A 25,050-nucleotide genomic window follows, 5' to 3' on the forward strand; every position below is an offset into this window, starting at 1 on the left:
GCTCTACCTATTGGGGATTGCTTCGTACCTCGCAATGACGATCTTAATAAATGAATGGCGGATTAAATACCAACTCACCATTTTTTTATAATATTATTAAATTATTCTCAACTGCGCAAATACATTGCGCAGTTGAAATTTTACTTTGTATCGTTAAATAACAAAAGCAGCTAAACAAGAAACCCCTCCGCCAATTGGCGGAGGTTTAAGAGCGCTATGGAAAAGATAAAAATAAGCAACAACGAATTAACCTCATTAGGTATTAACGACGTAAAGATATTAGAGAATTTTAGCCGCGTGGCCAATGGCCTGTTAAAACACGGCGTAATGGATAAGGAACAGATCCTGGCCAACCTGGAAGCCCTTATTGATGACCCCATGCCTTATGCCCTTAAAAAAGGTGGTAAGTTCAAAAACCTGGCCGAAGCCGTGATCGACTTACGAAAAGAAGGGAAATTTTTGAAACAGCCGCGAACCAACTTCGCACTGAAACAGGAGATAGCTGATTTTCCTGTTTATGGTATGGAACATATTGAGGTAGGTGCGCTTGCGCAGATGAAAACCTCGGTTAAATTACCCATAGCCGTTGCAGGCGCTTTAATGCCCGATGCGCACCAGGGTTATGGGTTACCTATTGGCGGTGTGCTGGCTACAACTGCCAATACCATCATCCCCTTTGCGGTTGGGGTAGACATTGCCTGCCGCATGTGCCTGAGCATTTTTGATTTGCCTGCCGGTGTGGTTGATACCGAAACCGATATGCTTAAAGGCCTTTTGCTTGATCATACCAACTTTGGCATTGGCGGGGTTACCAAAACACATTTTGATACCACGTTGTTTGATCGCCCTGTATGGAGCGAAACCAAGACAATCCGGAACCTGAAGAATAAGGCTTATGCTCAATTGGGAACGTCAGGTACGGGTAACCACTTTGTTGAATGGGGTGAGCTTACCGTTGCCGAAAGCGCGCTTGAAGGCATCCCGGCCGGTAGTTACCTCGCTTTATTGTCGCACTCAGGTTCGCGCGGGTTTGGGGGGAGCATTGCCGATCATTATTCAAAAATTGCCATGAGCAAAACCAAACTTCCGCAGGAGGCCAGGCATTTGGCATGGTTAAATTTAGATAACGACGAAGGGCAGGAATACTGGATTGCCATGAACCTGGCCGGCGACTATGCCAGCGCCAATCATCACGAGATCCATAACAAAATTGCCCGTGCGCTTAACCTTAAACCGGTTATGATGATAGAAAACCACCACAACTTTGCCTGGAAAGAGCAGCTTGCCGATGGTACCGAAGTAATGGTTCACCGAAAAGGCGCTACACCGGCAGGTGAAGGGGTATTGGGAATCATCCCGGGCAGCATGAGCACACCTGGCTTTGTGGTACGTGGTAAAGGTGATGCGGCTTCTATCAACTCAGCCTCACACGGTGCAGGCCGTTTAATGAGCCGAAGCGCTGCCTTCAAAACTGTCGACCCGAAAGCGGTAGCTGCTAATCTCGTAGATAAACGCATCACCCTAATGGGAAGCGACCTTGACGAAGCGCCGATGGTGTACAAAGATATCCATGCAGTAATGGCCGCTCAGCATGATCTGGTTGATGTACTGGCCAGCTTTCAGCCGAGGATAGTGAGGATGGCGGATGCGAAGGAGAAGCCGGAGGATTAGGAGAAGAGTCTTAACTTGGGAGTTTGAAGTCGAAAGTCAGATTTTTAATTAAATTTCTAAACGCTGCCGCAAGTGTCCTCACTTGTGGCCCGCGTTTAGGTTATCTACATGGAGAGCCACCGGTTTGCTTAGCATAATGCCCACAAGCGAGGGCGCTTGCGGGAGCGGGAACTGGGTTTATAGGCAAACACAACTAAACCGAATCACGAATGCATATATTACCGCAATCATACAACCACTTGCTTGAAGTATTTTATTGGGGCCTGCAATGGGAACTAATTACAAAAGCCGAAGCTGTAAAATGGGCCGATGATATCATCATCACTACAGAAGATATTCCGGATTATTTTTTCATTGAGTTTTCAATGAGCAGGAGCATTACAGAAGCAAAGGTGCTTATCAAAGACAAAATAAGTATAAGCAATGCACCTATTATAGGCAATGTATTGCTTGGGCTAATTTATCATAAACTCAATAGCAATAATATCGGGTTACAAAAAGCATGCGAAGTAATGGACCGCATCGCGTTAAATGATACGATGGCCGGTGACAAAATGGGTTCGCTATACCAGTTTAGCGATGAGCTGCAGGAAGCATTCCGCCCGGAACACTACGACTATCTGCGTATTGAAATATTAGAATTTTTATCGATCTATAGAGATTTTGCATTGGACAATTACGATATGTGGCCTTCCATAAATGACCAAATCGAGACACTCATTTTTAATATAACACAACAAAGAATTGAGCAAAACGAGACAGTCAAGCAGGCGCAAAACCCCATCAATTTTAAACACCAGTTTACTATAAAAATGGCATTGTATATATTGATATTGGGAGCCGAAATAGTAATATTATCAAAGGTTGATTTAACATATAAATTCAGTAATGATCTCTATGCTATATCATTAATAATATTGGCAATTGCGATGTGTTATCCTGTTGCATGGGTGATATATCGTGCACTGGCTAAGCTATTTCGATTATAATCTTTATTCGCCTCCATTCCCTATCTTTACCCTACTATGGAAGCCAAACCTTTTCTCCAGGAGATCCAACTGAAACGCGATACGGTACCATCTTTTGATGCCTATCCATTTCACATCCCTTCCATCAGGAGCCTAAAGTCATTAAAGTTTCATCGCGATGTTACTTTTATCATTGGCGAAAATGGTTCGGGGAAATCAACGCTGGTAGAGGCCATCGCTTTGCATATGGGTTTCAGTATCGAGGGAGGCTCAAAAAACGCGCAGTTTCAAACGCATAATAATTCGTCGCAACTTTTCAATTATTTAACCGGTATAAAAAGCTACAAAAAGCCAACCGATCATTTCTTTCTTCGGGCCGAAAGCTTTTATAACGTAGCCACCTATATGGAAAATGTGTATGAAAACGACAAAGGCAGGTTTGAACGGCAATACGGAGTAAAGTCGCTTCATGAATGCTCACACGGCGAATCGTTCATGGCTACGCTAACCAACAGGCTTACCGGCAACGGGCTTTACATATTTGATGAGCCAGAGGCCGCCTTATCGCCAAACAGGCAAATGGCGGCACTCTCGCTCATCAATACGCTTGTGAATGAAAACTCACAGTTCATTATAGCCACCCACTCCCCTATTTTATTAGCCTATCCGGGTGCAACCATTTACCAACTGGATGATTCGGGCATCAAACAGGTTCGTTACGAAGAAACGGAGCATTATATGGTTACCAAACATTTCCTGAATAATTATGAGGAAATGACACGGATCCTTTTTGGGGAATGAGTAATTCCCTCCAAGCTTTTTTAAGCTCCCATATTACCGGTCTTAACCTCTCCGGCGCGTTTGTAATTAACAAAGACCACCCCGCTTGGTGTAACGGTGCTTTCTGTTACCTCCAAAGTAGTAGGCACGGTGTCCTCACTGAATATGGTTTTTCCTTTGCCAAGAAGTACGGGATATATTTTAAGCCAAAGCTCGTCTACCAGGTCATGTTTCAGTAACAGCTTAACCAGTTCGCCGCTGCCCCAGACTTTGATGTCCGAACCTTCTGAATCTTTCAGTTTTTTAATATCTTCTATGCTTGTAAGGAACACGCTGTTGTTCCAATCGGATTTATCCTTTGTATTGGATAGCACGTATTTTGTTACCTCATTGATACCAGGCCAATAATCCGCATGCTTAGGCCAATACTCCTCAAAAATGTCGAACGTTTTCCGGCCCAGCAGAATGTCTGTGGCTTCCATCTGCTGCTGCATGAGTTTACCAGAAACCTCATCCATAAAAGGTGCCGACCAGCCGCCATATTTAAAACTGCCTGATTGATCTTCTTCCGGGCCACCGGGTGCCTGCATTACGCCATCTAATGTCATGAATGTTAAAACGATTATTTTTCTCATAAAATTTACCTCCCAATGTGGTTGATGTTTAAAATTTGTTTTTTATTATGATACAAATCTCAGCAATAAGGCAATAATGCTTGCGGTGTATATGCGACCAATGATAGGGTGAATGCGACAGAGAATAAAGTACTCATTTCCGAAGAGAGACTCGAACTCTCAAGAGTTATAGATTGCCGTGAAACTATAAAGTGTGCCCAGAACGAGATTCGAACTCGTATATCCCGAACCTAATCGGCAGGAAGCAGGTACAAATCCATGGGTATTTAAAAGTAATAAATTCCTTCCATCCGCAAACATCTTTAAACAATGATTTTATAATTTCTTTACGCCGGTTATATCAGCTGATAACTATATTGCAGGCACCATATGAAAAAGAACTATATCGACCTGCTTGAAAACATCTATGCCCTGGCACAAACCGGTATCAGGTACACCAAAAGCCCTTTCGATATGGAGCGCTATCAAAAACTATTGGATATAGCCACACAGGAATACAGCGAATTTACCGGCCTGGATACCGAAGTTTTAAAAGAACGCTTTCGCAAAGACCTGGGATATGCTACACCCAAAGTAGGCGTTAACGGCATCTTGTTTGATGACAATGGCCGCCTGCTGGTTGAGCACCGCAGCGACGACTTTTTATGGGGACTGCCCGGCGGCTGGGTTGATATTGGCGAAGACCCGGAAACAGCCATGAAACGTGAGTTTTGGGAAGAGGCCCGGCTAATTGTTGAACCGGTTGAGATCATTAAATTCTTCGCTGTCCCCGCCGGACAGTTTCAGCAGCCCCATAGTTCAGTTGTAGTGCTTTATTTATGCAAATACGTTAGCGGCAATATCGAAACATCCATAGAAAGCCTCGAAATAAAATTTGTCGATCCGGCCGAAATAACCACCTGGCATAAAAACCACGGAGAATATGTAAAAGAGGCCTTACTTCATCGAAAAAAAGCCCTGTCGCAAGTGTAAATAAATTTGTTTCGGTCACTTCTATTTTATCCACTCCTTTATGAGCTGACGGTTTCTTTTTTTCAGTCTCATTTAATATACTTTCCGAAAAACGGCAACTATCCCCATAAAACGGCACTCCATTTCACATAAAGCGTAAAGATTTGACCATCAATAAAATATAAATGTATATTTATATACCTGCTCGCTTAGCAATTAACTGAACTCAAACTGATTTTTAAACATTAAAGCCATGAGTACATCAACCAAAGCATTCGACAAAAACACCTCTATGGGTTTTAGGGACAAAAATACCTCAATGGGATTTGCTGATAATGAAACAGGCCTTGAGCCCGAAGACGAAGCCGCCGACGGATTTGTAGCTTCGCCCGACCCGGATAATGCAGCTGAAGAACCTTCGATGGATAGTTAGGAATCTGTTTTATCCGGCTGGTGCCATTGCCCTGTATATCTATCCCCTTCCTAAAATGGGGGCTTTGTTTTATTTTATAATTTATGCTAAACCACATACTAAAGGGAATGGTTTGCGTATGCCTTTTAATCGGCATCGCCACGGATACCTATGCTCAAAAAAACATATTAAATCGGTTAAGATCAGAAGCGGCCCGGCATAAAAATGATACCGCGGGTGTTGAACCATTACGCCAATTAAGCTTACAATTGCAGGCCACCCGGCCTGATAGCGCGCTGATTTATGCGCAGCAGGGGCTTGAACTGGCCCGCAAATTCTCGTTCAAAAAAGGCGAGGCCGATTGCATGAACCGCCTGGGTGTGGTTTTATGGAAAAATGGCAAGTATGACCAGGCCCTTTCTTTTTTACTCAACTCACTAAAAATACGCGAAGAAATTAACGACCGTTTGGGTATTTTAAAAAGTCTCAGCGATATAGGCATCGTTTACTCCGACCAATTGGATAACGTAAAAGCCCTATCCTACCATTTTAAAGCTAAAGCTGTTGCCGAAGAACTGCATGAAACAGCGCGCCTGGGGATTATCCTGGCCAATATTGGCAACTGCTACATCAAGCTTAACAAGGTTGATTCGGCTTTAAACTATGAGATGCAGGCTTATGCCATAAAGCAAACCCTGAAAGATACGGCTACCATGCCTAACACCTTATCCATTTTAGGCGACATTAACTATAAAATGGGGCACACCGCCCTGGCGCTTGATTATTACCGGGTGAGTATAAGTTATGCTGCAAAAGTAAACGATCAAAACAGCCTTGCCGATAGCTATAACAGCGTAGCACAACTCTATAAGCAAAAAGGTATGGCCGATTCAAGCATCCATTATGCAACGCTGGCCCTTAATGCCGCAAAAACTGCGCTATATCCCGAGGGGATTTTTCATGCCAGCAATCTGCTTACCGATGTGTACCGGGGCAAAAATGAGCACCTTGAACTGCTTTATTTAAAAACCGCCCTCGCCGCAAAGGATAGTATGTTCAATGCGGAAAAAATTAAGCAGATCCAAACGCTAAGTTTCAACGAGGCGGTGCGGCAGGAGGAAATTGCCGAAGAAAAGCACCGCGAAGAAGAGGCCCGGATAATTAATCTGCAAATGGTAGGTATAGCTGTTTTTATCCCGACATTTTTTTTGATAGTGTTACTGCTGAGCAAAAGCCGTACCCACCGCAAGGTGATTGAGTTTATGAGCGTGTTATGCCTGCTGCTGGCTTTTGAATTTCTAACCCTGTTTATTCATCCTTTTGTGCAGCGCCTCAGTAACCATTTACCCGTACTTGAGTTGGTGATCCTGGTATGCCTGGCCTCCGTGCTGGTACCATTCCATCATAAGCTTACTCATTTCATGCATGAGCGACTGGTACACGGGCATAAACCTCAACAGCCCCCAGTTACCGCGGCGGTACCTTCGCCAGAGAAAAAGGAAACTAAACCACCTGCCGCAAAACGTAAACCTGCGTAAGGTTAAGATAAAACGACTTTTTTTAGCGCAAGTCTTGCGGGCTCGGATGTGTGCTGGCTGACTTGTGATACGCAAGCCCAAGTTACCCGACTCATCAATCCCGGCCCGCAAACTTGGGCTAAGGATATTATGCCACGCATAGGAACCATGCCCTTCCCCATCCCCGGTTAAAATCACGGTTAAAAATTGGGTTAATGATTTTTTGTTGGTTAAAACGTTGGTTAGCACACATTTTTTGGCCTATAATTGCCTCGCAAGCGATCAACTAACCAATAATTAAAAACCTTATTACACTACCAACCATAGCCAAACCCGTTACCAACCAACATTTATAATTATGAAAAAACCTATCTGCTTTTTAGCCCTAAGTTTGTTTACCATAGTAAGCTGCAGCAAGGGCAAAGAAGTTACACCCGCTGCATCGAAGCCTGATACAAATACGACTACCCAAACCGATAATAGTACCGGTTTTAGCAGCGCCGATGCCGACCTTGCCTATACAGCATTCAATAACGCCTTTTACGATTCAAATAATAAGCTATACTTCAGTACCACAAAAAAAGATGGCGTTGCAGCTATATGGACGCAGGCCATTTACTGGGATATGGCCATGAATGTTTATGAGCGTACCAAAACCCCGGCACAGCTTACCCGCATTGGCGATATATATCAGGGTAATTATAATCATTACGATGGCTACAACTGGAACAACACCACTGTTTGGTTTATTTATGACGATATGATGTGGTGGGTTATTGCCCTGGCACGCGCCAACCAGCTTACCGGCAATGCCACTTATCTTGAAAAAGCAAAATCCGGGTTCGACAGGGTTTGGAACGGCTCTTATGACCCTATAGATGGCGGCATGTTCTGGGATTTTCAGCACAGCGGAAAAAACTCATGTATCAACTTCCCTACCGTTATAGCAGCTATGAAATTGTATAATATCACTAAGGATGTCTCTTATCTTAATAAGGCCAAGTCTATCTATGCCTGGTCGAAAACTAATTTGGTGGATGCATCGGGCAAAGTGAACGATAACAAAATAGGCAACAACCCTCCGGGTGGTCAGGACTATACCTATAATTCTGGTACCGCTATTGGTGCAGCCATGGCCTTATACAAACAAACCAACGATGCAGCTTACCTTAACGACGCCAAACTATATGCCGATTATGTAAAAAACAATATGTGCACTAACGGTATATTACCTGCCGAAGGGGATTTTAACGAACAGAGTGTTCTGAAAGCTATTTTCGCGCAATATATAGTGCAACTGATCAACGAGGGTGCCCAGAGTCAATACCTGAGCTGGATCCAAACCAACGTTAACACCGGCTGGAAAAACCGCGATGGCAGGAACCTTACTTATCGTAATTACGCCGTGCCTACCCCAACCGGCGATATTCAATCATATGAGGCCAGCAGCATTGTAACTTTTATGCAGTTGATACCTCCAACTAAGAAATAAGCATTACGCTCTGCTATTTCCCACAAAACACGAATGCGCTAAAAATCATTTAGCGCATTCGCGTTTGTCCGCGTTTATACATAATTTAAATAATCCACAATTGCGGCGTATCCCTGAAATGATTGATCTCCTCAATCACTTCCAGTACCTCATCGGGCGATAGCTCATTTTCGCCGTCGGCAACGTAACTAAAAACTTTTCCGGGTTGCTCAAAAGCGATATAACCCAGGTAATCGGGGTTATTCTTTTTATTCGCCTGTAAAAGCTTATCAGGCTGGTTAAGCTTGGCTACAGTTGATTTATCGCGGCGATAAATACTATAAGTATAGGTTAGCACCGGGTGACCGTCTGCATGGGCATCACTGTCCGGTATTATAAGAAGTGTTAAATTTTTAGCTATAGTAATAAAGAATGGTTTCATATGTAGCATTGAGTGTAGCATCAAGATATAGCAAGAGGGGTGCCATAATCGCTATTTCGATAAAATTAATTTACTTTCTATATAAATAATATTTTTCAATAAAGATTGAATTATGGCACGATTTTTAAAGTGTTATATATAACAAACTAAATACATCAAACTATGAGATCACTATTGTATATCATCGCAGTTATCCTGATAATAGGATGGGCGATCAGTGTGTTTGCCTATTCGGCAACAGGTTTAATCCATGCTTTATTGGTAATTGCCGTAATTTCATTTTTACTTGGCATTATCAGAAGCCCTTCAACAGTTTAAAAACTATTTTTCTATAAGAAAACAATAAACGCGGGCCGCAAGCCCGCGTTTATTGTTTTGAGATTTAAGCTAAAAATGTCACACAAACTTCCATAACGTTTGTTTAGTGTTACTATAAGCTTTACGACGATGACATTAAGCGACGAAGAATTCAGGGAAGAATATAAACCACTGCACATCCCTTCACATTTTGATCCACAGGATACCCAGCAAAATAAAGCCATATACGCGCTGGCACAAATTGGCGAAGGAACAGCAGACAGTGTACTGAAAGAGCTGGAAACCCTGCAGCCCGGCATTGTGAACGAACAGGTCACCGCGCTGGTTAAAACCACTCTTGTCAGCCTTTACAATAAAGGTCTTATTAAAGGTGAAGAACATAACGGGCAGATGCATTACAACCTTAGCAAGATCACCGAGGCCAATGACGGCTCAACGAGGCACTAATAGTTAATCTTCCTCGCCATTTACATTTGCAGTGAGCACATCGCTCATATAATCAAAAAACGGGCGCATATTTTTAAAAGTATCAGAAGCCTTTATGATGAAGTCCGGGCTTAAAGCCTCCTCATCGGTAAAGCGTCGTCTTACTAAAAACTGTTTATAACGCAGCAGCTTAATAGCTTCATGATCTGCAGCATAACCTTTGGGTGCGGTTTTCAGCTGTTCGCCTTCTAAAACGCCAAAAGTTTTTGTAAACTCCTTACTGCCGATGATTTGCTTCAACGGCGAGGCATCAAAAGCGATATCATCGCGGATCCGCTTAAGATCGGGCGTATCCGGGGCCCAAAAGCCACCTGCTATAAATGTATTACCCGGTTCCAGGTGAAAATAATAACCGCCGCGGCGGTGCTTTCCAGCCCGTTTAAAATTCCCGCTCCAGTTAGTTTTAAAAGGCGTTTTATCTTTTGAAAAACGGATATCGCGGTAGATGCGGTGCAGGGCCTTTTTTGCGCTGGGCGTTTCGATAACGTCATGCGTATTGAGCAGGTTCAATAATCCGGCAGTAAAAACCTCCACCAGTTCAAGCTGCTGTTGATATGCCTCTTTATGTTGAGCAAACCAGTCGCGGTTATTGTTCTGTTTCAGTTGCCTCATAAAATCAAAGGTGGAGGCGGGTAGTATTAGCTGGCTCATAATTAAAAATAATCTGCAAAAAGCAGGAAAGCCAAATTAGAGAAATTTGCAGGCTGTCCAAAATTGATTCCGCCTGCACTGTTTAATAATACATTCGGATGATGCTTAAGCAACCGGATTTCCCCTCAAAACAAAAATGTGACACTTGTTTTTTGCCAAAAAACCTATCTTAGCCAAACAATCAAACCTGCTATGAAAAGGCGCTCCTTTGTTAAATCAACCCTGTTAACCGGTGTTACCGCAACTGTTTTACCTGCCATGAGCAAAGCTACAGAAACTTCCCCCAGAGCTGCCGAATACTATGAGCTAAGGGTATACAACCTGAAAAATTCGGAACAGCAAAAATTGGTAGAGGATTTTCTGAAAAATACTGCTATACCAGCCTTCAACCGGCTTGGTGTAAAACATGTAGGCGTATTTACCGAAATGAAGCCCGAAGGCCAAACCAGGCTTTTTGTGCTGGTGCAGTTTAACAGTCTTGCCCATTTCGCAACAGTGACCGATAGTTTCGCCGGCGATGCAGAACTGCAGGCCAAAGGCGCCGCTTACCTTAATGCCCCGGCCGCTACCCCTGCTTATGAACGGATAGAAAGCTCTTTGTTAAAAGCATTTGTACACATGCCGCACCTGGAAGCACCTGAAAATAAAACGAGGATCTTTGAGTTGAGGCAGTATCAAAGCGCAACTGAAGCCGCAGGTAAAAAGAAGATTGAAATGTTTAATGATGAAGGCGAAATAGATGTATTTAAACGCCTCGGTTTCAAGCCCGTTTTTTGGGGCGAAACCGTAATAGGTTCACAAAGGCCTAATCTTACCTATATGATCACCTTTGATGACCTTGATGCCAAGAATGCTCACTGGAAAGCTTTTGGTAGTGATCCGCAATGGAAAAAGATCAGCGCCGTACCGGAATATGCCGATGCCCTGCTGGTGAGCAAAATAACATCAACTATACTGATGCCAACAACTTACTCACAGATTTAATTTTTACAGACTTACGAAGTTTTGGAAACTTCGTAAGTCTTGCTTATCAACGGCCTTTTCGAATTTCATCATACAGCTTATTTTTCATAAATTTATCAGCCACGATATAGAGGCAAACAGGCAAACACTCAGCGAGGCTGAGATTGAACTTCTGAAAGAAGGATTGAAACGAAGTTATAAAGAGCGTTTTCAAATGGCCACCCGTTTGTACAAGATACAACAAACCATGAGCAAGGCTTCGATAGTACATAAACCATTTATCAGCAAATAATCTGTAGATGTATTTGACGAGGAAATATTAAGCCTTTCCAAAACCATATTCCCCCTCAATTTCTCTACTGCCTGTTTCAACCTTTGTTTTAAATAGATATTGCCTTAATTAAGATCAAAAGCCCCTGGTTTTGAGAAAGGCCAAAGGTGCGCAATTCTTATTGAGACTTATAACTTCCATCAACCATCAAATAAGCTCAGAAACACCCAACAAATATCATAAAAAATACTATTAAATAAGTAAAAACAATAGTTATCCATACCCGGCTCTGCGCCGGGATTATGAAAGTCAAGGCCCGGCGTAATGCTATTACGCAGACAAAAATAAAAGAGGCCGGTACAAGATTCGAACTTGCGGACATTCCTTTTGCAGAGGACTCCCTTGAACCACTCGGGCAACCGGCCATGTTGTGGAAATAAAAGGACTTGAACCTTTAACCGACACCGTATAAGGGTGCTGCTCTTACCATTGAGCTATATTTCCAGCTGTAAATCAGTAGGGTAACCCGGACTCGAACCGAGAACCTCCACATCCCAAATGTGGTAATCTGACCAATTGATATACTACCCTGTAAAGCAAAAAATCCCCTTAGTTTTATCTAAGAGGATTTTTCAATGTCGTTATATACTTACTATATATACATAGCTATCTCCTCTGATAAATCAGTATGGGTGATGGACACTGTATACATATTGTTGTTTTCATAATGCAATGATACAAACAATATTTTAATTAAAAAATAATTATGAAAAATATTTTTTTTCAATTGGATTTGAACCTTGATTCATAGGATTAACGGATTACTTGAGTTAGAACCCTAAAGTAACATTTAAGCTTCCGAATTTCTGCAAATCATTAAAGCATCAAGTCCATCTTTTAATCCTACAAATCAAGGTTCTCAAAAAAAAATAAAAATATTTTTCACTGCGCAAATACACTGCGCAGTAGCCTCTAACCTTTGTATCAACAAAACGAAATAAAGGAGGTTCAAAATGAAATTCAACCTGTTAAGCAGAGTAAAAACCAAAACGGTAAACCATGAAGGTGCAAAAGCCTTTACCATGAGTGCCGAACTGGAATTGTACACCACGGTAGTAACCTGGAGCTTAAACGACACCTTTTATGAAAAAGACCAGGCACGTATGGAGCGCCTGCGTAATTTGATAGCTAAATGCAACCCGGTATTTGTTGGTAAACTGGCAGTTTATGCACGTACCAACATGTATATGCGTTCGGTACCGCTGGTGCTGGTTACCGAATTGGCTAAGCTGCACTCGGGCAACGATCTGGTTGCCCGGGTTACCGACGGGGTTATCGGTCGCGCCGATGAGATCACCGAGTTATTGGCCTGTTATGAAACATTAAATGGGCGTAAGGGCACTAAAAAGCTCAACCGCTTGTCAAAGCAAATGCAAAAAGGTTTATCACAGGCTTTTAACCGCTTTGACGAATACCAGTTTGCTAAATATAACCGCGATGGCGCTATTAAAATGCGCGACGCTTTGTTCCTGGTGCACCCACGTGCTAAAGATGAGCTGCAGCAGTTGATCTTTAACAAGATAGCCACAAACGAGCTGCAAACGCCTTACACCTGGGAAACAGAACTCTCGGCCCTTGGTCAGCTGAATTTTGACAGCGCCGAAGCTAAGGCGACAGCGTTCCGCTCCAAATGGGAAGAACTGATTGACAGCGGTAAAGTTGGTTATATGGCCTTGTTGCGTAACCTGCGCAATATACAGGATGCAGGCGTAAGCTATGCACACTTTAAAAAAGTATGCGCAACCATTGCCGATGGCGAACAGGTGGCTAAAGCCAAACAGTTTCCATTCCGCTACCTGGCGGCTTACCGTGAGCTGATAATGCCGGCCTCGGTGGTACAAAATATTGCGAGGGCAGCCAAAGCGGCCATAACCGGTAACAAAGGTTACACCGGAGAACTGCTGGATGCATTGGAAAAAGCTGTACAGGCAAGCGCAGCCAATATCAAGGGTTTTGACGAAAATACCCGTGTATTGCTGGCCTGCGACGTGTCCGGATCCATGCAGCAACCGATCTCGGCTAAGTCAAAAGTACTATTGTATGATATTGGTTTAATGCTGGCGATGCTGCTGCAATCGCGTTGTAAAAATGTGGAGGTAGGTATGTTTGGTGACCGCTGGAAAACCATTACTGTACCACGCGGCAACATTTTGGGCAACGTGCAGGAGTTTTATCGCCGCGAAGGTGAAGTGGGTTACTCTACCAATGGTTACCTGGTTATCCATGACCTGAGTACCCGCCGTTTGCAAATGGATAAGGTAATGTTATTTACCGATTGCCAGTTATGGAACAGTAACGGCGGCAGCAATCACATACAGGAGCAGTGGGTTTATTACAAACAACACATTGCGCCAAAGGCAAAACTGTACCTGTTTGACCTGGCGGGCTATGGACAGGCACCATTGCAGTTACTGCAAAACGACGTGTATTTAATTGCAGGCTGGAGCGATAAAGTTTTTGATGTGTTAGCAGCAATTGAAAACGGACGCTCGGCACTGAACATTATTAACAATATAGATTTATAAAAACGTGCAGGGAAGCTAACAGCCCTGCACTTAAAGAAATAAAGATGCCGTAGGCAAGAGTTACTTCGCAGCCAATAATGGGGAGGGCATTGTGGCGAAAGCCATGATGGAGGTTCGAGTCCTCGCTTGCAAGCCCCCAAGTCTCTTGCCGCCTTTGCTCTTTATAAAAGAAGGTGTCGTTTATAAGTGTTACTTCGATGATCCCAACTGAGACGCCGGTTTGAGTCCGGCCCCGTAAGGGTAGTTAAGATGATTAGAACGCAGTGTAAGCAAGCACTTATAGCTTATTACCCTTCTTTTAAAAAAATTGAAGATAAAATAAGGTGCCGTAAACAAGTACTACTTCGATTTGGGACGTTAGGGTCGCCGGTTCGAACCCGGCCCGCTGGTAACCGCGGTAGCTCAGTTGGTTAGAGCATAATGCAGAAGATTTGTTGACCATTGCCCTTATTTTCACAATGAACAACAGGTAAAGTGCCGTAAGCAAGTATTACTTCGCTTTTTAACCCCAGGGTCGCCGGTAAAAATCCGGCCTTTAGCCCCGCAAGCTAAGGTAGCTCAGACAGTTTGGAGCATGGGACGACTGAACCACTTGTTAGCCATTGCCTTTGGCCTGTTGTTCATAAATTTCTTTTACCTAAACCTGCTGCAATCAGGAATAAAGATGCCGTTGGTAAGCGTTACTTCGCCTGTCAAGCCAAGCGCTACCATTCATCGCTCTTTATTCCCTGATTTTAAACAAAGAAACTTCACCCTTCGGGGGTAAGTAATGAAAGATGCCGTAAGTGGGTGCTACTTCGATGGTTGAAAACATGTAGCAATACATGAGTGCCGGTTCGAATCCGGAATACACCTGCTACCTGTAGCTCTTTCATTTTTTTTAACTTTTAATATTAAAAACAATGACTGAAACTATACAACAAAAACTTCTTGAATTAGAGCAAACTGAAAAAAGCTATCTTATTGTAAATAAGATCTGAATTTTATGAAAACAGCCCGCTATAGCCCACTGCCATATTACATGTAAAAGCTGTTTAAAACATGGAAGCACGACGATCCCGGTTTGCAAAGCCGCTTTGAAGAGTTTGGCATTGCTTCGTGCTCAGCAATAACGTTTCTTTGGCATGTTGCAATCGTGAGCTATCCTCCAATAAACACAAAAGGGCCTTCCAATGCGGAAAGCCCTTTTTTAACTCCGAAATCGGAAACCCGAAATCAAAATCAATCTCTACTTATGCTTCGAACTCATATAAAAAGTAATCTCGCCGCCATTCATGATCTCATCATGACCGATGAATAACTTATCAAGCGGTTTGCCGTTTAATACCATCTTTTGCACATAAACGTTTTTAGCGCTTTGATTTTTTACATTGATGGTAAACTTTTTACCGTTATCCAGATTGATCACCGCATGGTCAACAGCCGGACTACCGGTTGAGTATTGATCAGAGCCCGGCGCTACCGGGTAAAAACCAAGTGAGGTGAATATGTACCAGGCGCTCATCTGCCCGGTATCATCATTACCGCCTAAACCGTCGGGGGTTGGCTTGTACATCATCGGCAAAATCATGCGTACACGCTCCTGTGTTTTCCATGGTTTATCTGTCCAGTTGTACAGGTAGGCTACGTGGTGCGATGGTTCGTTACCATGCACATAGTTACCGATAATACCGTCGCGGGTAATATCTTCCGTTTCGGCAAAATATTTATCGGGCAGGTTCATGGTAAACAATGAATCCAGGTAACGCACAAAACGTTTATCGCCGCCCATCAGTTTGATCAGGCTTTCAGGATCCTGAGGCGCAAATAGCGTATAGTTCCAGCTGTTACCTTCAATAAAACCTTCGTTAATGGTGCTCAACGGGTCAAACTTAGTCCTGAATGAACCATTGGCCAGTTTTGGGCGCATAAAACCTATTGAGGCGTCATAAACGTTTTTATAGTTTTCTGAGCGCTTAATAAACTCCTCGTAGATATCGTTTCTGTTTAGTTTTTTTGCAAGCTGAGCAATGGCCCAGTCGTCAAAAGCATATTCGAGGGTTGAAGACACCGATACGCCACTTTTTTCATCAGGGATGAAACCTTTATCCATATACTCGCCAATACCTTCGTAATCGCGGTGGCGGGCGGTAGCAACGCAGGCATCAAGCGCTTTATTAGCATCAAAATTCACATTTCCTTTTATTACAGCATCAGCAATTACTGCAACGCTGTGATAACCGCTCATACACCAGTTTTCGTTACCCGAGTTTGACCATACCGGCAGCATATGCTCCGGGCTTTGATCAAAGTGGGCCAGCATCGATTGGATCATATCCGCGTTACGTTTCGGCTCAATGATATTGAATAGCGGGTGTAATGCCCTGTAAGTATCCCAAAGCGAAAATGTAGTGTAATTGGTAAAACCATCAGCCTTATGTACATTTTGATCAAGGCCTTTGTATTGACCATCAGCATCCATGTACAACGTAGGATTGATCATGGTATGGTACATGGAGGTATAGAAATTTTGTTTGGTTTCCTTACTTCCGGCTATCTCAATTTTATGCAGTTCCTGTTCCCAAAGTTGCTGACCATCGTTTTTCACCTTATCAAAGTCCCAACCTGGAGCTTCGGTGCGCATATTATTCAGCGCGCCGTCCATACTTACAGGAGATATGGCAAACTTAATTTTGATCTTCTCCCCTTCTTCTGTTTTAAAGTCAAAGTAGCTGCGGATCTGCCTGCCGGCAATTTCAGGGAAGTTTTTGGTTTGATTGAATTTACCCCAGAAACCGCCATATACCTCGCGTTTGTCATATTTTTTATACCCATGCTGATAAAATGGTTTCGAAAATGCCATCGCGAAGTATAAGGTACGTGTGCGGGCCCAACCATTGGTTTGACGGTAGCCTACAACTGTTGAATCGTTAACTACTTTTAGATAAGTCCATACATTTTTGTCGGGGTAGTTATAGATCCCGGCCATGAGGTCGAGTATAATGTGCGACTGATCAGACTTGGGGAAAGTATATTGATGAAAACCAACCCTTGCTGTGGTAGTTAGCTCGGCAGTAATATTATTAGCGTCAAGTTTTACTTTATAATAGTTGGCCCCGCTAACCTCATTCTGGTGCGAAAACCCCGAACGGTAGCCGCTACCGGGTTTATCGGCCACACCAGGATTGAGTTTCAAACCACCAACGGTTGGCATAATTAAAAAGTCGCCCAAATCTGAGTGACCGGTACCGCTGAAGTGGGTATGACTAAAGCCCACTATCGTTTTATCGTCATATTGATATCCTGCACAATATTTGTATACATCCGGATTGTAATGACCGTCCTTTTCATAGCTGGCAGTGTCTGTTTCGGGGCTTAGTTGCACCATACCAAAAGGCACCGTTGCCCCCGGATAAGTATGCCCCATGCGCTGTGTACCTATAATAGGGTTAACATAATCAACCAGCTTTTCTGTTTTGTTTTGAGCCTGGCTATAAACGGCCGTACCTATTAATAATGCTGTAAGTATTCTTCTCATTGTAATCTTAAGTATATTCATTGTTTCCTCTCATATATGAGGAAATTCTGCGTCGCGGCCCCTGGCCTTGTAACCTCTTTTTAACAAAGCAACTAATTTATGTAAAGCAGCCCGCTAAATATGGGAGTACGTGGTATTTGTTACAGATACCTGTAACAAACGGTTTAAACCGCGGGATTTGAAGCGTAAGCGGCCCACAGCTCATCCACTGTTTTACCGGTAAGGCTTTTCCAGCTATCGTTGGTGAAAGTATGTTCACGCAGTTGCTTATCAAGTATTTTTACCAGATCGGGCTTTGCGTTTTTTTCCGCCCAAAGCAAAAAGCGTGCAGTTACACGGTAAGCATTATCATAATTTTGGGTCGGTTTAAATGCGGGTAATGCCCATTTGGCCCCGGCGTTGTCAACACCAAATTTAAAACGGGCATAATCGGCAATCCCCTCGGTTAACCAGCCGGGGCCGTCGCTGTTGCCATAAGCCTGCACAATATGCATTACTTCGTGAGTAACCACGTCAATATCGCCGGGATGTTTGGTCATGTATTTCGCGCTGAATACTACGGTATCATTTCCGGTAGCAGCTACGCCGTCATAAGCAGTGTCGATAACAAACGTTACTTTTTTAGATGTTTTTTTGTTGTACTCCTTTGAAAGTTTTGGATACACTTCAAAAAAGGTTTTGATCAGCCTGTCTTTCAAATCTGTGCTAAATGCAGCATCCTTACTGATAAAAGTTACCTGGTAGCCTTTTTGTTTAAAAACTTCCTGCGCATTGGCATTCAAACCCATGAACAAGCCCGAAATTAAGAATAGTGAGAAAATAAATATTTTTTTCATGAATAGTTTTGGTTTTTGCGATTGATAATGATAAATCATCCAAATATAGATAAAACGTTTTATCATTAAAACATATTCCTCTGTAATATTATTAATAGTTTCCTTTCAATTTGTTCAAAAACAAACGCCTGTTGCTCTTCAAACAACAGGCGTTTTTTAATTAAACAATATTATCAAAAAAGAACTATGAAGCAGTTGAACTATGGTGGAGTTAGCCCCCTACTACCCCAACCGGTTCTAACTAACCAGGTGAGCAGCATCAGTGTTCAAAGCTAATTAAATAAAACGTTTTACCAAATGATTTTGAGGATATTCGTGTACCCAAATAGTAAACTATTGTCACGCCGTAGCCTTCGACAGGGTCGATCCCCGCTCAATCAGTTTCGACGGGATTTTCAGATCAATTTTTGAAGCATCAAGTTTATGGGTGTTGATCTGCGCCATTAAAATATCAATTGCCGATTTTGCAATATCGTAAGTAGGTTGTTGTATGGTAGTGATACCCGGTGGGTATAAGCTAAACACTTCATTATCATCAAAACTTATCACCGCCAAATCATCGGGGATATTAAGCTTAAGATCTTTGATGGCCTGCAAACCCATGGTACCCAAATAATTGGTGGTAAAGAAAACAGCATCCATTTGTTTTTGCTTTTCAATAAATGCTTTAACAGCCTCAACCCCGTCATTCTTGTCCATATCAAAGGGAACCTTTAAAACCATCTTACTGCTATCTTTCAGGTTATTATCTTTTAAAGCAGCTTTGTAGCCGAGGCTCCGGTCGTTTAGCTGGATCAGCCCGAGGTCGGCAGTCACCATCCCGATATTTTTATATCCCGATCGTACAAAACAATCAACCGCGTTGTAGGCGCTTGTATAATTATCAACCAGCACATGAGGGATGCTTGTCCCTGGGAAATATCCGTCAATAAGCACTACAGGTTTTTCATTATCAACCAGGTTCTGGATATCTTTTTCCAGCCCTTTCATCGGGGTAATAATATAACCATCAACCAGTTGCTGGCTCAGCATCCTGATCATATCCTTGCCTTTTTGCAGGTTATTATTGGTGCTGCAATAAATAATACGATAGCCGTCTTTTTCAGCTTCCTCTTCAATTACCTTTGCCATCTCTCCAAAAAACGGCCCGCCAATGCTCTCCACTATCAGCCCGATAACTTTTGAAACACCCGTACGCAAACCAACCGCCATACGATTAGGTTCATAACCATTTTTTTGGGCCACATCCAATATCTTTTTACTGATCTCTTTGCTGATACGGCCCTTGCCATTTAAAACAAATGAAACAGTAGTTATTGACGTATCGGTAAGTTTGGCTATATCCTTAATGGATATCTTTTTTTTCATCATCGTTTTTTAAATTCAGGTTTAAGGTTTAGTATGCCCGACATCTTAAAGTCTTATCAATTTTCATGTTAAACCGGTAATTAGTCAAACAGATATCTGTTAAAATTTAACTTTTTGCTTTTTTCCAATCAAACCCGGCAAGTTAATTTTGCTAATTGCCAATATTTTAACCTTGTAATATAAACATTTAAAACCGGACTGGTAAATATAGCGTATGGCTTGCATTTTCGACCTTTTCAACAACAATTTATTGCAAAACAGTTATAAACTTTCATTAAGATCATTAAAAATCAAAATAGAAGACCTGTGTATAAAAGCTTTCATCGTATCAATTGCTGACAAATTAATGCTAAATTTAGATTTTGTGTTTTCCCTGATTAATTGGTATTTTAAAACTTCATGAGCATAACGCCGAAACTCAACCGCTTTGATCTTTCAATGATTGTTGTGAGCCTCGTAATAGGCATGGGCATTTTTGCAGCACCGGCAGAAGTGGCAAAAAACTCAAGCACACCTCTTTTGTATTTCGGAGCCTGGCTGCTTGGGGGAGCAGTAAGCCTGTGCGGGGCGCTCACCTTTGCCGAAATTGGTGCCCGCTACCCTACCACAGGCGGTTTCTACAAAGTGTTTTCATATTGCTTTCACCCGGCTTTTGCTTTTATGATCAACTGGGTGCTGGTGATCAGCAACGCTGCTTCGGTAGCTGCCGTAGCATTGATAGGCGCGGAATACATTAACCCCATTATTATGCCACAAAGCCTGCAAAACGATGCGGGCATCAAAATCATGACCATTACTTCCGTGGTTGTTTTATATATTATCAACTACCTGGGTATTAAAATGAGTGCCCGTACTCAAAACGTACTCACACTTTTTAAAATAGGCATGATCCTGATTTTGTGTGCGGCAGTATTTAAAGGTAACATCAATACTACCAAAGAAGTTATCGCATATCATAATAATAACAATATAAGTGCGTTCGGAATAAGTTTGGTAGCTGTATTTTTTACCTATGGCGGTTATCAGCAAACTATAAATTTTGGAGGCGATATTATAAACCCGAAGATCAATATCCCCAAGGCTATATTTTTTGGAATAGCTACCGTGATATCATTATACATGCTTATCAACTTTGCCTATTATTCAGTTTTAGGCATTAGTGGCCTTCAGCATAAAACAACGTTAGCGGCAACCCTTGCAGGGGTTTTGTTTGGTGCTGCGGGATATAAAATAGTATCGCTACTTATGTTTGTTTCGGTATTGGCTTTTATTAACGTTAATATTATGGCCAACCCGCGTGTTTATTATGCCATGGCCGAAGATGGTATATTACCTGCCCGCTTTAAACGTGTAAACAGCCAAACCCAGGTACAGGAGTTTGGATTGAGCTTTTTTGTTGGCGCGGTGCTCATTATCCTGTTTTTTGCCAATTCGTTTCAAACCATATTGAATTATGTAATGTTTTTTGATACCATTGGCCTTTCAACTGCAGCTATAACCATCTTCATTTTGCGGCGTAAAACCAAACAGCTCAATAATACCGGCATCTATATCATGAAATGGTACCCTGTTATACCTGTCATATTTATTACTACCTATTGGTTTGTTACTATCAGCATTTTTATTGAAAACCCGCAGGCTGCTTTAATATGCATCTGTGCTTTTATTGCCGGCCTTATTATCTACTATATCACAAAACGAAGCCAAAAACCTAACACTATACTTTAATTATGGATTTGTCATTTATTTTAAATGAGCTTGGGGAGGAAAGAGAGAACTACTTTAACGCCGTTTCGCCGCCAATTATGCAGTCAAGCAACTTCTCTTTTAAAGACGTCGCGGCACTTAGGGGGGCAATGAATGATGAATTTGAAAGCAGCCTGTACTCAAGGGGACAAAATCCCACACTCACTATACTCAGGAAAAAACTCGCCGCGTTAGATGGCGCGGAAGACACCCTGCTGTTCAGCAGCGGTATCAGTGCTATAAGTGTCCCCATTTTATCGCTGTTAAAATCCGGGGATCATATTATTGCCGTGGATAACCTGTACAGTTGGACAATTAAATTATTTAAAGACTTTTTACCCAAATTTGGCATTACAACCACATTTATTGACGGAACAGTTTTTGAAAATTTTGGACAAGCCACAACTCCGCAAACACGCTTAATTTACCTCGAAAGCCCTAACACATTTTGCTATGAGCTGCAGGACATCAGGAAAGTGACCGATTTTGCGAAATCAAGAGATATCATAACCATGATTGATAACAGCTATTGCAGCCCCCTTTATCAGCAGCCTATATCAATGGGGGTTGATCTTGTGGCGCAATCAGCAACAAAATATATCGGCGGCCATTCGGATGTTGTGGCAGGTGTGCTTACCGGCAGCAAGGCTATGCTTAAAAAAATCTTTGAGCACGAGTTCATGAATACCGGTCCGGCGCTGTCGCCCCACTCGGCATGGCTGCTTTTGCGGGGATTAAGAACGCTCCCGCTCCGGCTGCAACGCAGTTTTGAAAGTACCAGGCTCATTACAGAATGGCTTGCCTCTCATCCGGCTGTACAGGAGGTGATCTGGCCTTTTAGTCCCAAATTCAATCAGGCCGATTTAGTTAGCCAACAAATGCAGGGCTGCGGGGGCCTGTTTAGCCTTACATTAAAAAACAGCACATTCGGCAAAATCGAAAAGTTTTGTAATAGCCTGCAGCATATCCTGCTTGCTGTTTCCTGGGGAGGTCATGAAAGCCTTGTTGTGCCGGCCATCGCTTCTTTTAGTGAGGATGAGTATTCGGCCGATAACGACCATCATCAATTAATCCGGATGTATATTGGTTTGGAAGATCCTCAATATTTGATGGCGGATATTAAACAGGCTTTAGAAAAGTAAATAGTCCCGGCTCCGCGCCGGGATTACTGTTTGGTTTTTGAAATCAATTTTAATTATTTTATAGGGATGCATGCTGAATACCTTTTGCATGCTGATGTTCAAAATACAGGTACTTGATCTGGTACTCCCGGTTAACACTGTCATAAGCCATCAGATCAGCATCGCCGTGAAAGTAATTGCGGATGCTATACCTGAAATCATTTTGGTCAGGGAAACTCTTGTACACATTTGCTACAGTTAAGTTTAAAACAGGCGTTGCTATAGCGGCACTGAAGAAATACTTTTCGTAGCGGGCATAGCCTTTTCCTTGCGGTATTATTTGTGCATGTGTATAAAGCGGAAAACCGGCTGTATCAAGTATCTCATATGCTTCATTTTGATAAAACCTGTAATTTTTACCTCCGTCGCGGTAGCCAAAAACATTGCCCTTTAACAGACTGATCTTTTTACTTCCGGCTTTAACGCTAATGTGCTTTCCTCCAAAAAAATCATTGATTTTTAGTTTTTTACAAGCTTCGGGCACATAGCTTAGCCGGCCGGCTTTGTAATCCTGTACAGTTAAATAAATGCCTGAGTTTGCATTTGTGTTTTGTGCCACAAGTCGGTTCGCCTGTATACTTATCATCATTGTGATGATGATCATTTTAATTGAATTTTTCATTTTGTTTACTGTTTAATCTTAAAATTAAGGGCATAAAAAAGCCGGGCGGCAAAACCCGGCCTCCAACCTTTACTAAACCTAACCCTACAATCCAAACGGGATAAGTTATCGCGGTTTTAAAGTACGTTTATGTTATACGCCTCTTTGCGCTTAAAAACGCACCAATAAGGCAGCTATAAATCTTGTTTCAGAATTCACCAGATCGGGGACAAAATTGGTACCGCCAAGTGGCGTAGTATTATAACCATCGGGCGAGGTAACGCCACCATGACCGGCAAAGTAAGGAACATCGGCATGGCGGTGTACCACTTCCATCCTGAAGGTAAGGTAATCGTTAGGCATCAGGTCAACAGTAGTTGAATAATCATAAGCATGGAACTTATCGCCGGGATTAGCCGAGAACGGATGTGTACCAACTGCACCTGTGCCCACTGCCGGGATGGGGTTGGCATCGCCCGTTGGGTAAAGCACCAGGTAACGGCCGGGGTTGTTCATTACACCGCCGCCAATAGTCCAGCCTAAATGGCCGTTGGCCATTACCATACGATGATAGAACATGGCGCTGGCAAAATATTGGGCAGGGCCTTTAACAGGGTCTGATTTAAAACCGTTTACTCCATCGCCTTTTTCATCACCAAGGTCGCCTGTTATGGAGAAGGCCGCGCTGTTTACAAATGATTTTGTGTTTTTGTAATAACGTACCTCCACGCTGTTATCTGTATGGAAACGTTTACGGCCCGGTTTATCCTGTGTATCGGCACCATAATAGTTGTTGGTTAATACCTGCAGCCATTCTTTAGGGCGCCATAAAATCTGACCACCAATGCCTGGCCTGCTGTTAAACATCCCGTATGATTGCCAGCCGTTAATTAGCCAAGGCTCAATTTTCAGTTTATCCGATACAAAGATCTGCACACGTACACCGTTAAAGAACCAGGGCGTATTATCGCTGGTGAATGATGGCTGGTAAGCCCAGTTTTCGGCATTATAGTACGAGAACAAACCTACGTACGACATGAACAAACCTGCATCAACGTTGATACCGTTCAACACATTAAAATGGTAACCGGCGTTGGCTTCGCTCAGGTAGCGGTAAGCTGTTGAAAGATCAAACTGGCCGCGGGTAACGCTAAAGTCGTTACGGGGAACAACTGTCGCCCGGGTGCCAAACTGGGTAAGTACGCTGGCACGAATGTTATCATAATGAAAATCGCCACCGAAAGCTACAGTCGAAATTTCAAACTCATGGTCACGCGCCAGAGCGGTTGAGCCAACCACGGTATGGTCTATCGGGTTATTGTTTGATGCAGTGTAATTAAAATCAAGCAGGAAACGACCGGTAAAATATTTAGTATCAAGCAGGGCTTTGTGACGGCGGTCGTTGCCGTTAAGCCAGGTAAAATCGCCAAAGGCAAATGGTTCGGGTTTAGTTTTTACGGTGTCTTTAACTGTGGTGCTATCTGGTAATGATGCAGCGTTTGCCTGAGCATAGGCTAAAAGTAATGTGAGGCCTAAAGCAATGAATAAGAGAAGTTTTTTCATTTTTTGTATGAGATTATTTGTTCGCGGCCGGAGCGGGTTGCAGTGTTTAGTTTTAATTGCTCCTGCCTGCGTTAATTATGGCACACCTGCCAATTGCTATACCAAAGCGGCTGCAAT

Annotated in this window: 21 protein-coding genes and 3 tRNA genes; 13 read left to right on the forward strand and 11 right to left on the reverse strand. The window is 42.7% G+C overall.

The genetic code is table 11. The annotated features are described in order from the left end of the window. Nucleotides 1–216 precede the first annotated feature (216 nt). The 3 genes from ACEN82_RS15845 to ACEN82_RS15855 all read left to right on the forward strand — a co-directional run bounded on the left by ACEN82_RS15845 (nt 217) and on the right by ACEN82_RS15855 (nt 3,440). Nucleotides 217–1,671, forward strand: coding sequence for an RtcB family protein (locus tag ACEN82_RS15845; protein WP_413318549.1), 1,455 nt, complete (start codon nt 217–219; stop codon nt 1,669–1,671). A 209-nt stretch (nt 1,672–1,880) separates the two neighbouring features. Beyond that, nucleotides 1,881–2,660: a hypothetical protein gene (locus ACEN82_RS15850; RefSeq protein WP_413318547.1), complete on the forward strand. Its 780-nt coding sequence runs from the start codon at nt 1,881–1,883 to the stop codon at nt 2,658–2,660. A 36-nt stretch (nt 2,661–2,696) separates the two neighbouring features. Beyond that, complete coding sequence (locus tag ACEN82_RS15855) at nt 2,697–3,440, forward strand: AAA family ATPase (protein WP_413318545.1); 744 nt, start codon at nt 2,697–2,699, stop codon at nt 3,438–3,440. Nucleotides 3,441–3,460: 20 nt separating this feature from the next. Here the strand turns inward: ACEN82_RS15855 and ACEN82_RS15860 are convergent, their stop codons facing one another. Then, entirely contained in the window at nt 3,461–4,054 is a 594-nt protein-coding gene (locus ACEN82_RS15860; RefSeq protein ID WP_413318543.1) for a dihydrofolate reductase family protein, read from the reverse strand. Nucleotides 4,055–4,423: 369 nt separating this feature from the next. Between ACEN82_RS15860 and ACEN82_RS15865 the strand changes: the two genes are divergently transcribed. From ACEN82_RS15865 to ACEN82_RS15880, 4 genes are all read left to right on the forward strand, one after another. Then, nucleotides 4,424–5,026, forward strand: a complete 603-nt coding sequence (locus ACEN82_RS15865) for an NUDIX hydrolase N-terminal domain-containing protein (protein WP_413318541.1) — start codon at nt 4,424–4,426, stop codon at nt 5,024–5,026. A 232-nt stretch (nt 5,027–5,258) separates the two neighbouring features. Next, nucleotides 5,259–5,438 (forward strand): hypothetical protein, encoded by a 180-nt coding sequence (locus ACEN82_RS15870; RefSeq protein WP_090524279.1) that lies wholly within the window; start codon nt 5,259–5,261, stop codon nt 5,436–5,438. Nucleotides 5,439–5,521: 83 nt separating this feature from the next. After that, entirely contained in the window at nt 5,522–6,955 is a 1,434-nt protein-coding gene (locus tag ACEN82_RS15875; RefSeq protein WP_413318539.1) for a tetratricopeptide repeat protein, read from the forward strand. Between the two features lie 337 nt (nt 6,956–7,292). Then, nucleotides 7,293–8,426, forward strand: a complete 1,134-nt coding sequence (locus ACEN82_RS15880; RefSeq protein WP_413318537.1) for a glycoside hydrolase family 76 protein — start codon at nt 7,293–7,295, stop codon at nt 8,424–8,426. 85 nt (nt 8,427–8,511) lie between these two features. Here ACEN82_RS15880 and ACEN82_RS15885 read toward each other — a convergent pair whose 3' ends face one another. Further along, entirely contained in the window at nt 8,512–8,847 is a 336-nt protein-coding gene (locus tag ACEN82_RS15885; RefSeq protein WP_413318535.1) for a hypothetical protein, read from the reverse strand. A gap of 162 nt (nt 8,848–9,009) precedes the next feature. On the opposite strand from ACEN82_RS15885, the gene ACEN82_RS15890 reads away from it, so the two are divergent. Together ACEN82_RS15890 and ACEN82_RS15895 are read left to right on the forward strand one after the other, a co-directional pair. Then, nucleotides 9,010–9,165, forward strand: a complete 156-nt coding sequence (locus ACEN82_RS15890; protein WP_112652139.1) for a lmo0937 family membrane protein — start codon at nt 9,010–9,012, stop codon at nt 9,163–9,165. Nucleotides 9,166–9,294: 129 nt separating this feature from the next. Then, nucleotides 9,295–9,612 carry a hypothetical protein gene (locus tag ACEN82_RS15895; RefSeq protein WP_129570336.1) on the forward strand — a complete coding sequence of 106 codons (318 nt, stop codon included), beginning with the start codon at nt 9,295–9,297 and terminating at the stop codon, nt 9,610–9,612. Nucleotides 9,613–9,615: 3 nt separating this feature from the next. Here the strand turns inward: ACEN82_RS15895 and ACEN82_RS15900 are convergent, their stop codons facing one another. After that, nucleotides 9,616–10,302 (reverse strand): DUF2461 domain-containing protein, encoded by a 687-nt coding sequence (locus tag ACEN82_RS15900; protein ID WP_413318533.1) that lies wholly within the window; start codon nt 10,300–10,302, stop codon nt 9,616–9,618. Nucleotides 10,303–10,494: 192 nt separating this feature from the next. Between ACEN82_RS15900 and ACEN82_RS15905 the strand changes: the two genes are divergently transcribed. Further along, nucleotides 10,495–11,286, forward strand: coding sequence for an NIPSNAP family protein (locus ACEN82_RS15905; protein ID WP_413318531.1), 792 nt, complete (start codon nt 10,495–10,497; stop codon nt 11,284–11,286). Nucleotides 11,287–11,887: 601 nt separating this feature from the next. On the opposite strand, the gene ACEN82_RS15910 is transcribed toward ACEN82_RS15905, so the two are convergent. From ACEN82_RS15910 to ACEN82_RS15920, 3 genes are all read right to left on the reverse strand, one after another. Next, nucleotides 11,888–11,961, reverse strand: a tRNA-Cys gene (locus ACEN82_RS15910). A gap of 6 nt (nt 11,962–11,967) precedes the next feature. After that, a tRNA-Ile gene (locus tag ACEN82_RS15915) sits at nt 11,968–12,040 on the reverse strand. Nucleotides 12,041–12,053: 13 nt separating this feature from the next. Then, nucleotides 12,054–12,127, reverse strand: a tRNA-Pro gene (locus tag ACEN82_RS15920). Between the two features lie 422 nt (nt 12,128–12,549). Between ACEN82_RS15920 and ACEN82_RS15925 the strand changes: the two genes are divergently transcribed. Beyond that, on the forward strand, nt 12,550–14,121 hold the full coding sequence (locus ACEN82_RS15925; protein WP_413318529.1) for a TROVE domain-containing protein: 1,572 nt from the start codon (nt 12,550–12,552) through the stop codon (nt 14,119–14,121). A gap of 1,228 nt (nt 14,122–15,349) precedes the next feature. Here ACEN82_RS15925 and ACEN82_RS15930 read toward each other — a convergent pair. From ACEN82_RS15930 to ACEN82_RS15940, 3 genes are all read right to left on the reverse strand, one after another. Further along, the gene (locus ACEN82_RS15930; RefSeq protein ID WP_413318527.1) at nt 15,350–17,659 is read right to left on the reverse strand and encodes a GH92 family glycosyl hydrolase; all 2,310 of its coding nucleotides are present in this window, start codon (nt 17,657–17,659) and stop codon (nt 15,350–15,352) included. A 143-nt stretch (nt 17,660–17,802) separates the two neighbouring features. Beyond that, nucleotides 17,803–18,474, reverse strand: coding sequence for a basic secretory protein-like protein (locus ACEN82_RS15935; RefSeq protein WP_413318525.1), 672 nt, complete (start codon nt 18,472–18,474; stop codon nt 17,803–17,805). Nucleotides 18,475–18,813: 339 nt separating this feature from the next. Beyond that, the gene (locus ACEN82_RS15940; RefSeq protein WP_495643983.1) at nt 18,814–19,845 is read right to left on the reverse strand and encodes a LacI family DNA-binding transcriptional regulator; all 1,032 of its coding nucleotides are present in this window, start codon (nt 19,843–19,845) and stop codon (nt 18,814–18,816) included. 396 nt (nt 19,846–20,241) lie between these two features. Here ACEN82_RS15940 and ACEN82_RS15945 point away from each other — a divergent pair, with 396 nt between their 5' ends. After that, nucleotides 20,242–21,570 (forward strand): APC family permease, encoded by a 1,329-nt coding sequence (locus ACEN82_RS15945; RefSeq protein WP_413318521.1) that lies wholly within the window; start codon nt 20,242–20,244, stop codon nt 21,568–21,570. Nucleotides 21,571–21,572: 2 nt separating this feature from the next. Next, complete coding sequence (locus ACEN82_RS15950) at nt 21,573–22,730, forward strand: trans-sulfuration enzyme family protein (RefSeq protein ID WP_413318519.1); 1,158 nt, start codon at nt 21,573–21,575, stop codon at nt 22,728–22,730. A 58-nt stretch (nt 22,731–22,788) separates the two neighbouring features. Here the strand turns inward: ACEN82_RS15950 and ACEN82_RS15955 are convergent, their stop codons facing one another. Both ACEN82_RS15955 and ACEN82_RS15960 read right to left on the reverse strand, forming a co-directional pair. Next, complete coding sequence (locus ACEN82_RS15955) at nt 22,789–23,391, reverse strand: hypothetical protein (protein WP_413318517.1); 603 nt, start codon at nt 23,389–23,391, stop codon at nt 22,789–22,791. A 150-nt stretch (nt 23,392–23,541) separates the two neighbouring features. Next, a complete protein-coding gene (locus ACEN82_RS15960) occupies nt 23,542–24,933 on the reverse strand; it encodes an outer membrane beta-barrel protein (RefSeq protein WP_413318515.1) in 1,392 nt (463 codons plus the stop codon). Nucleotides 24,934–25,050: the final 117 nt, after the last annotated feature.

This window comes from Mucilaginibacter sp. Mucisp73, from assembly GCF_059491465.1.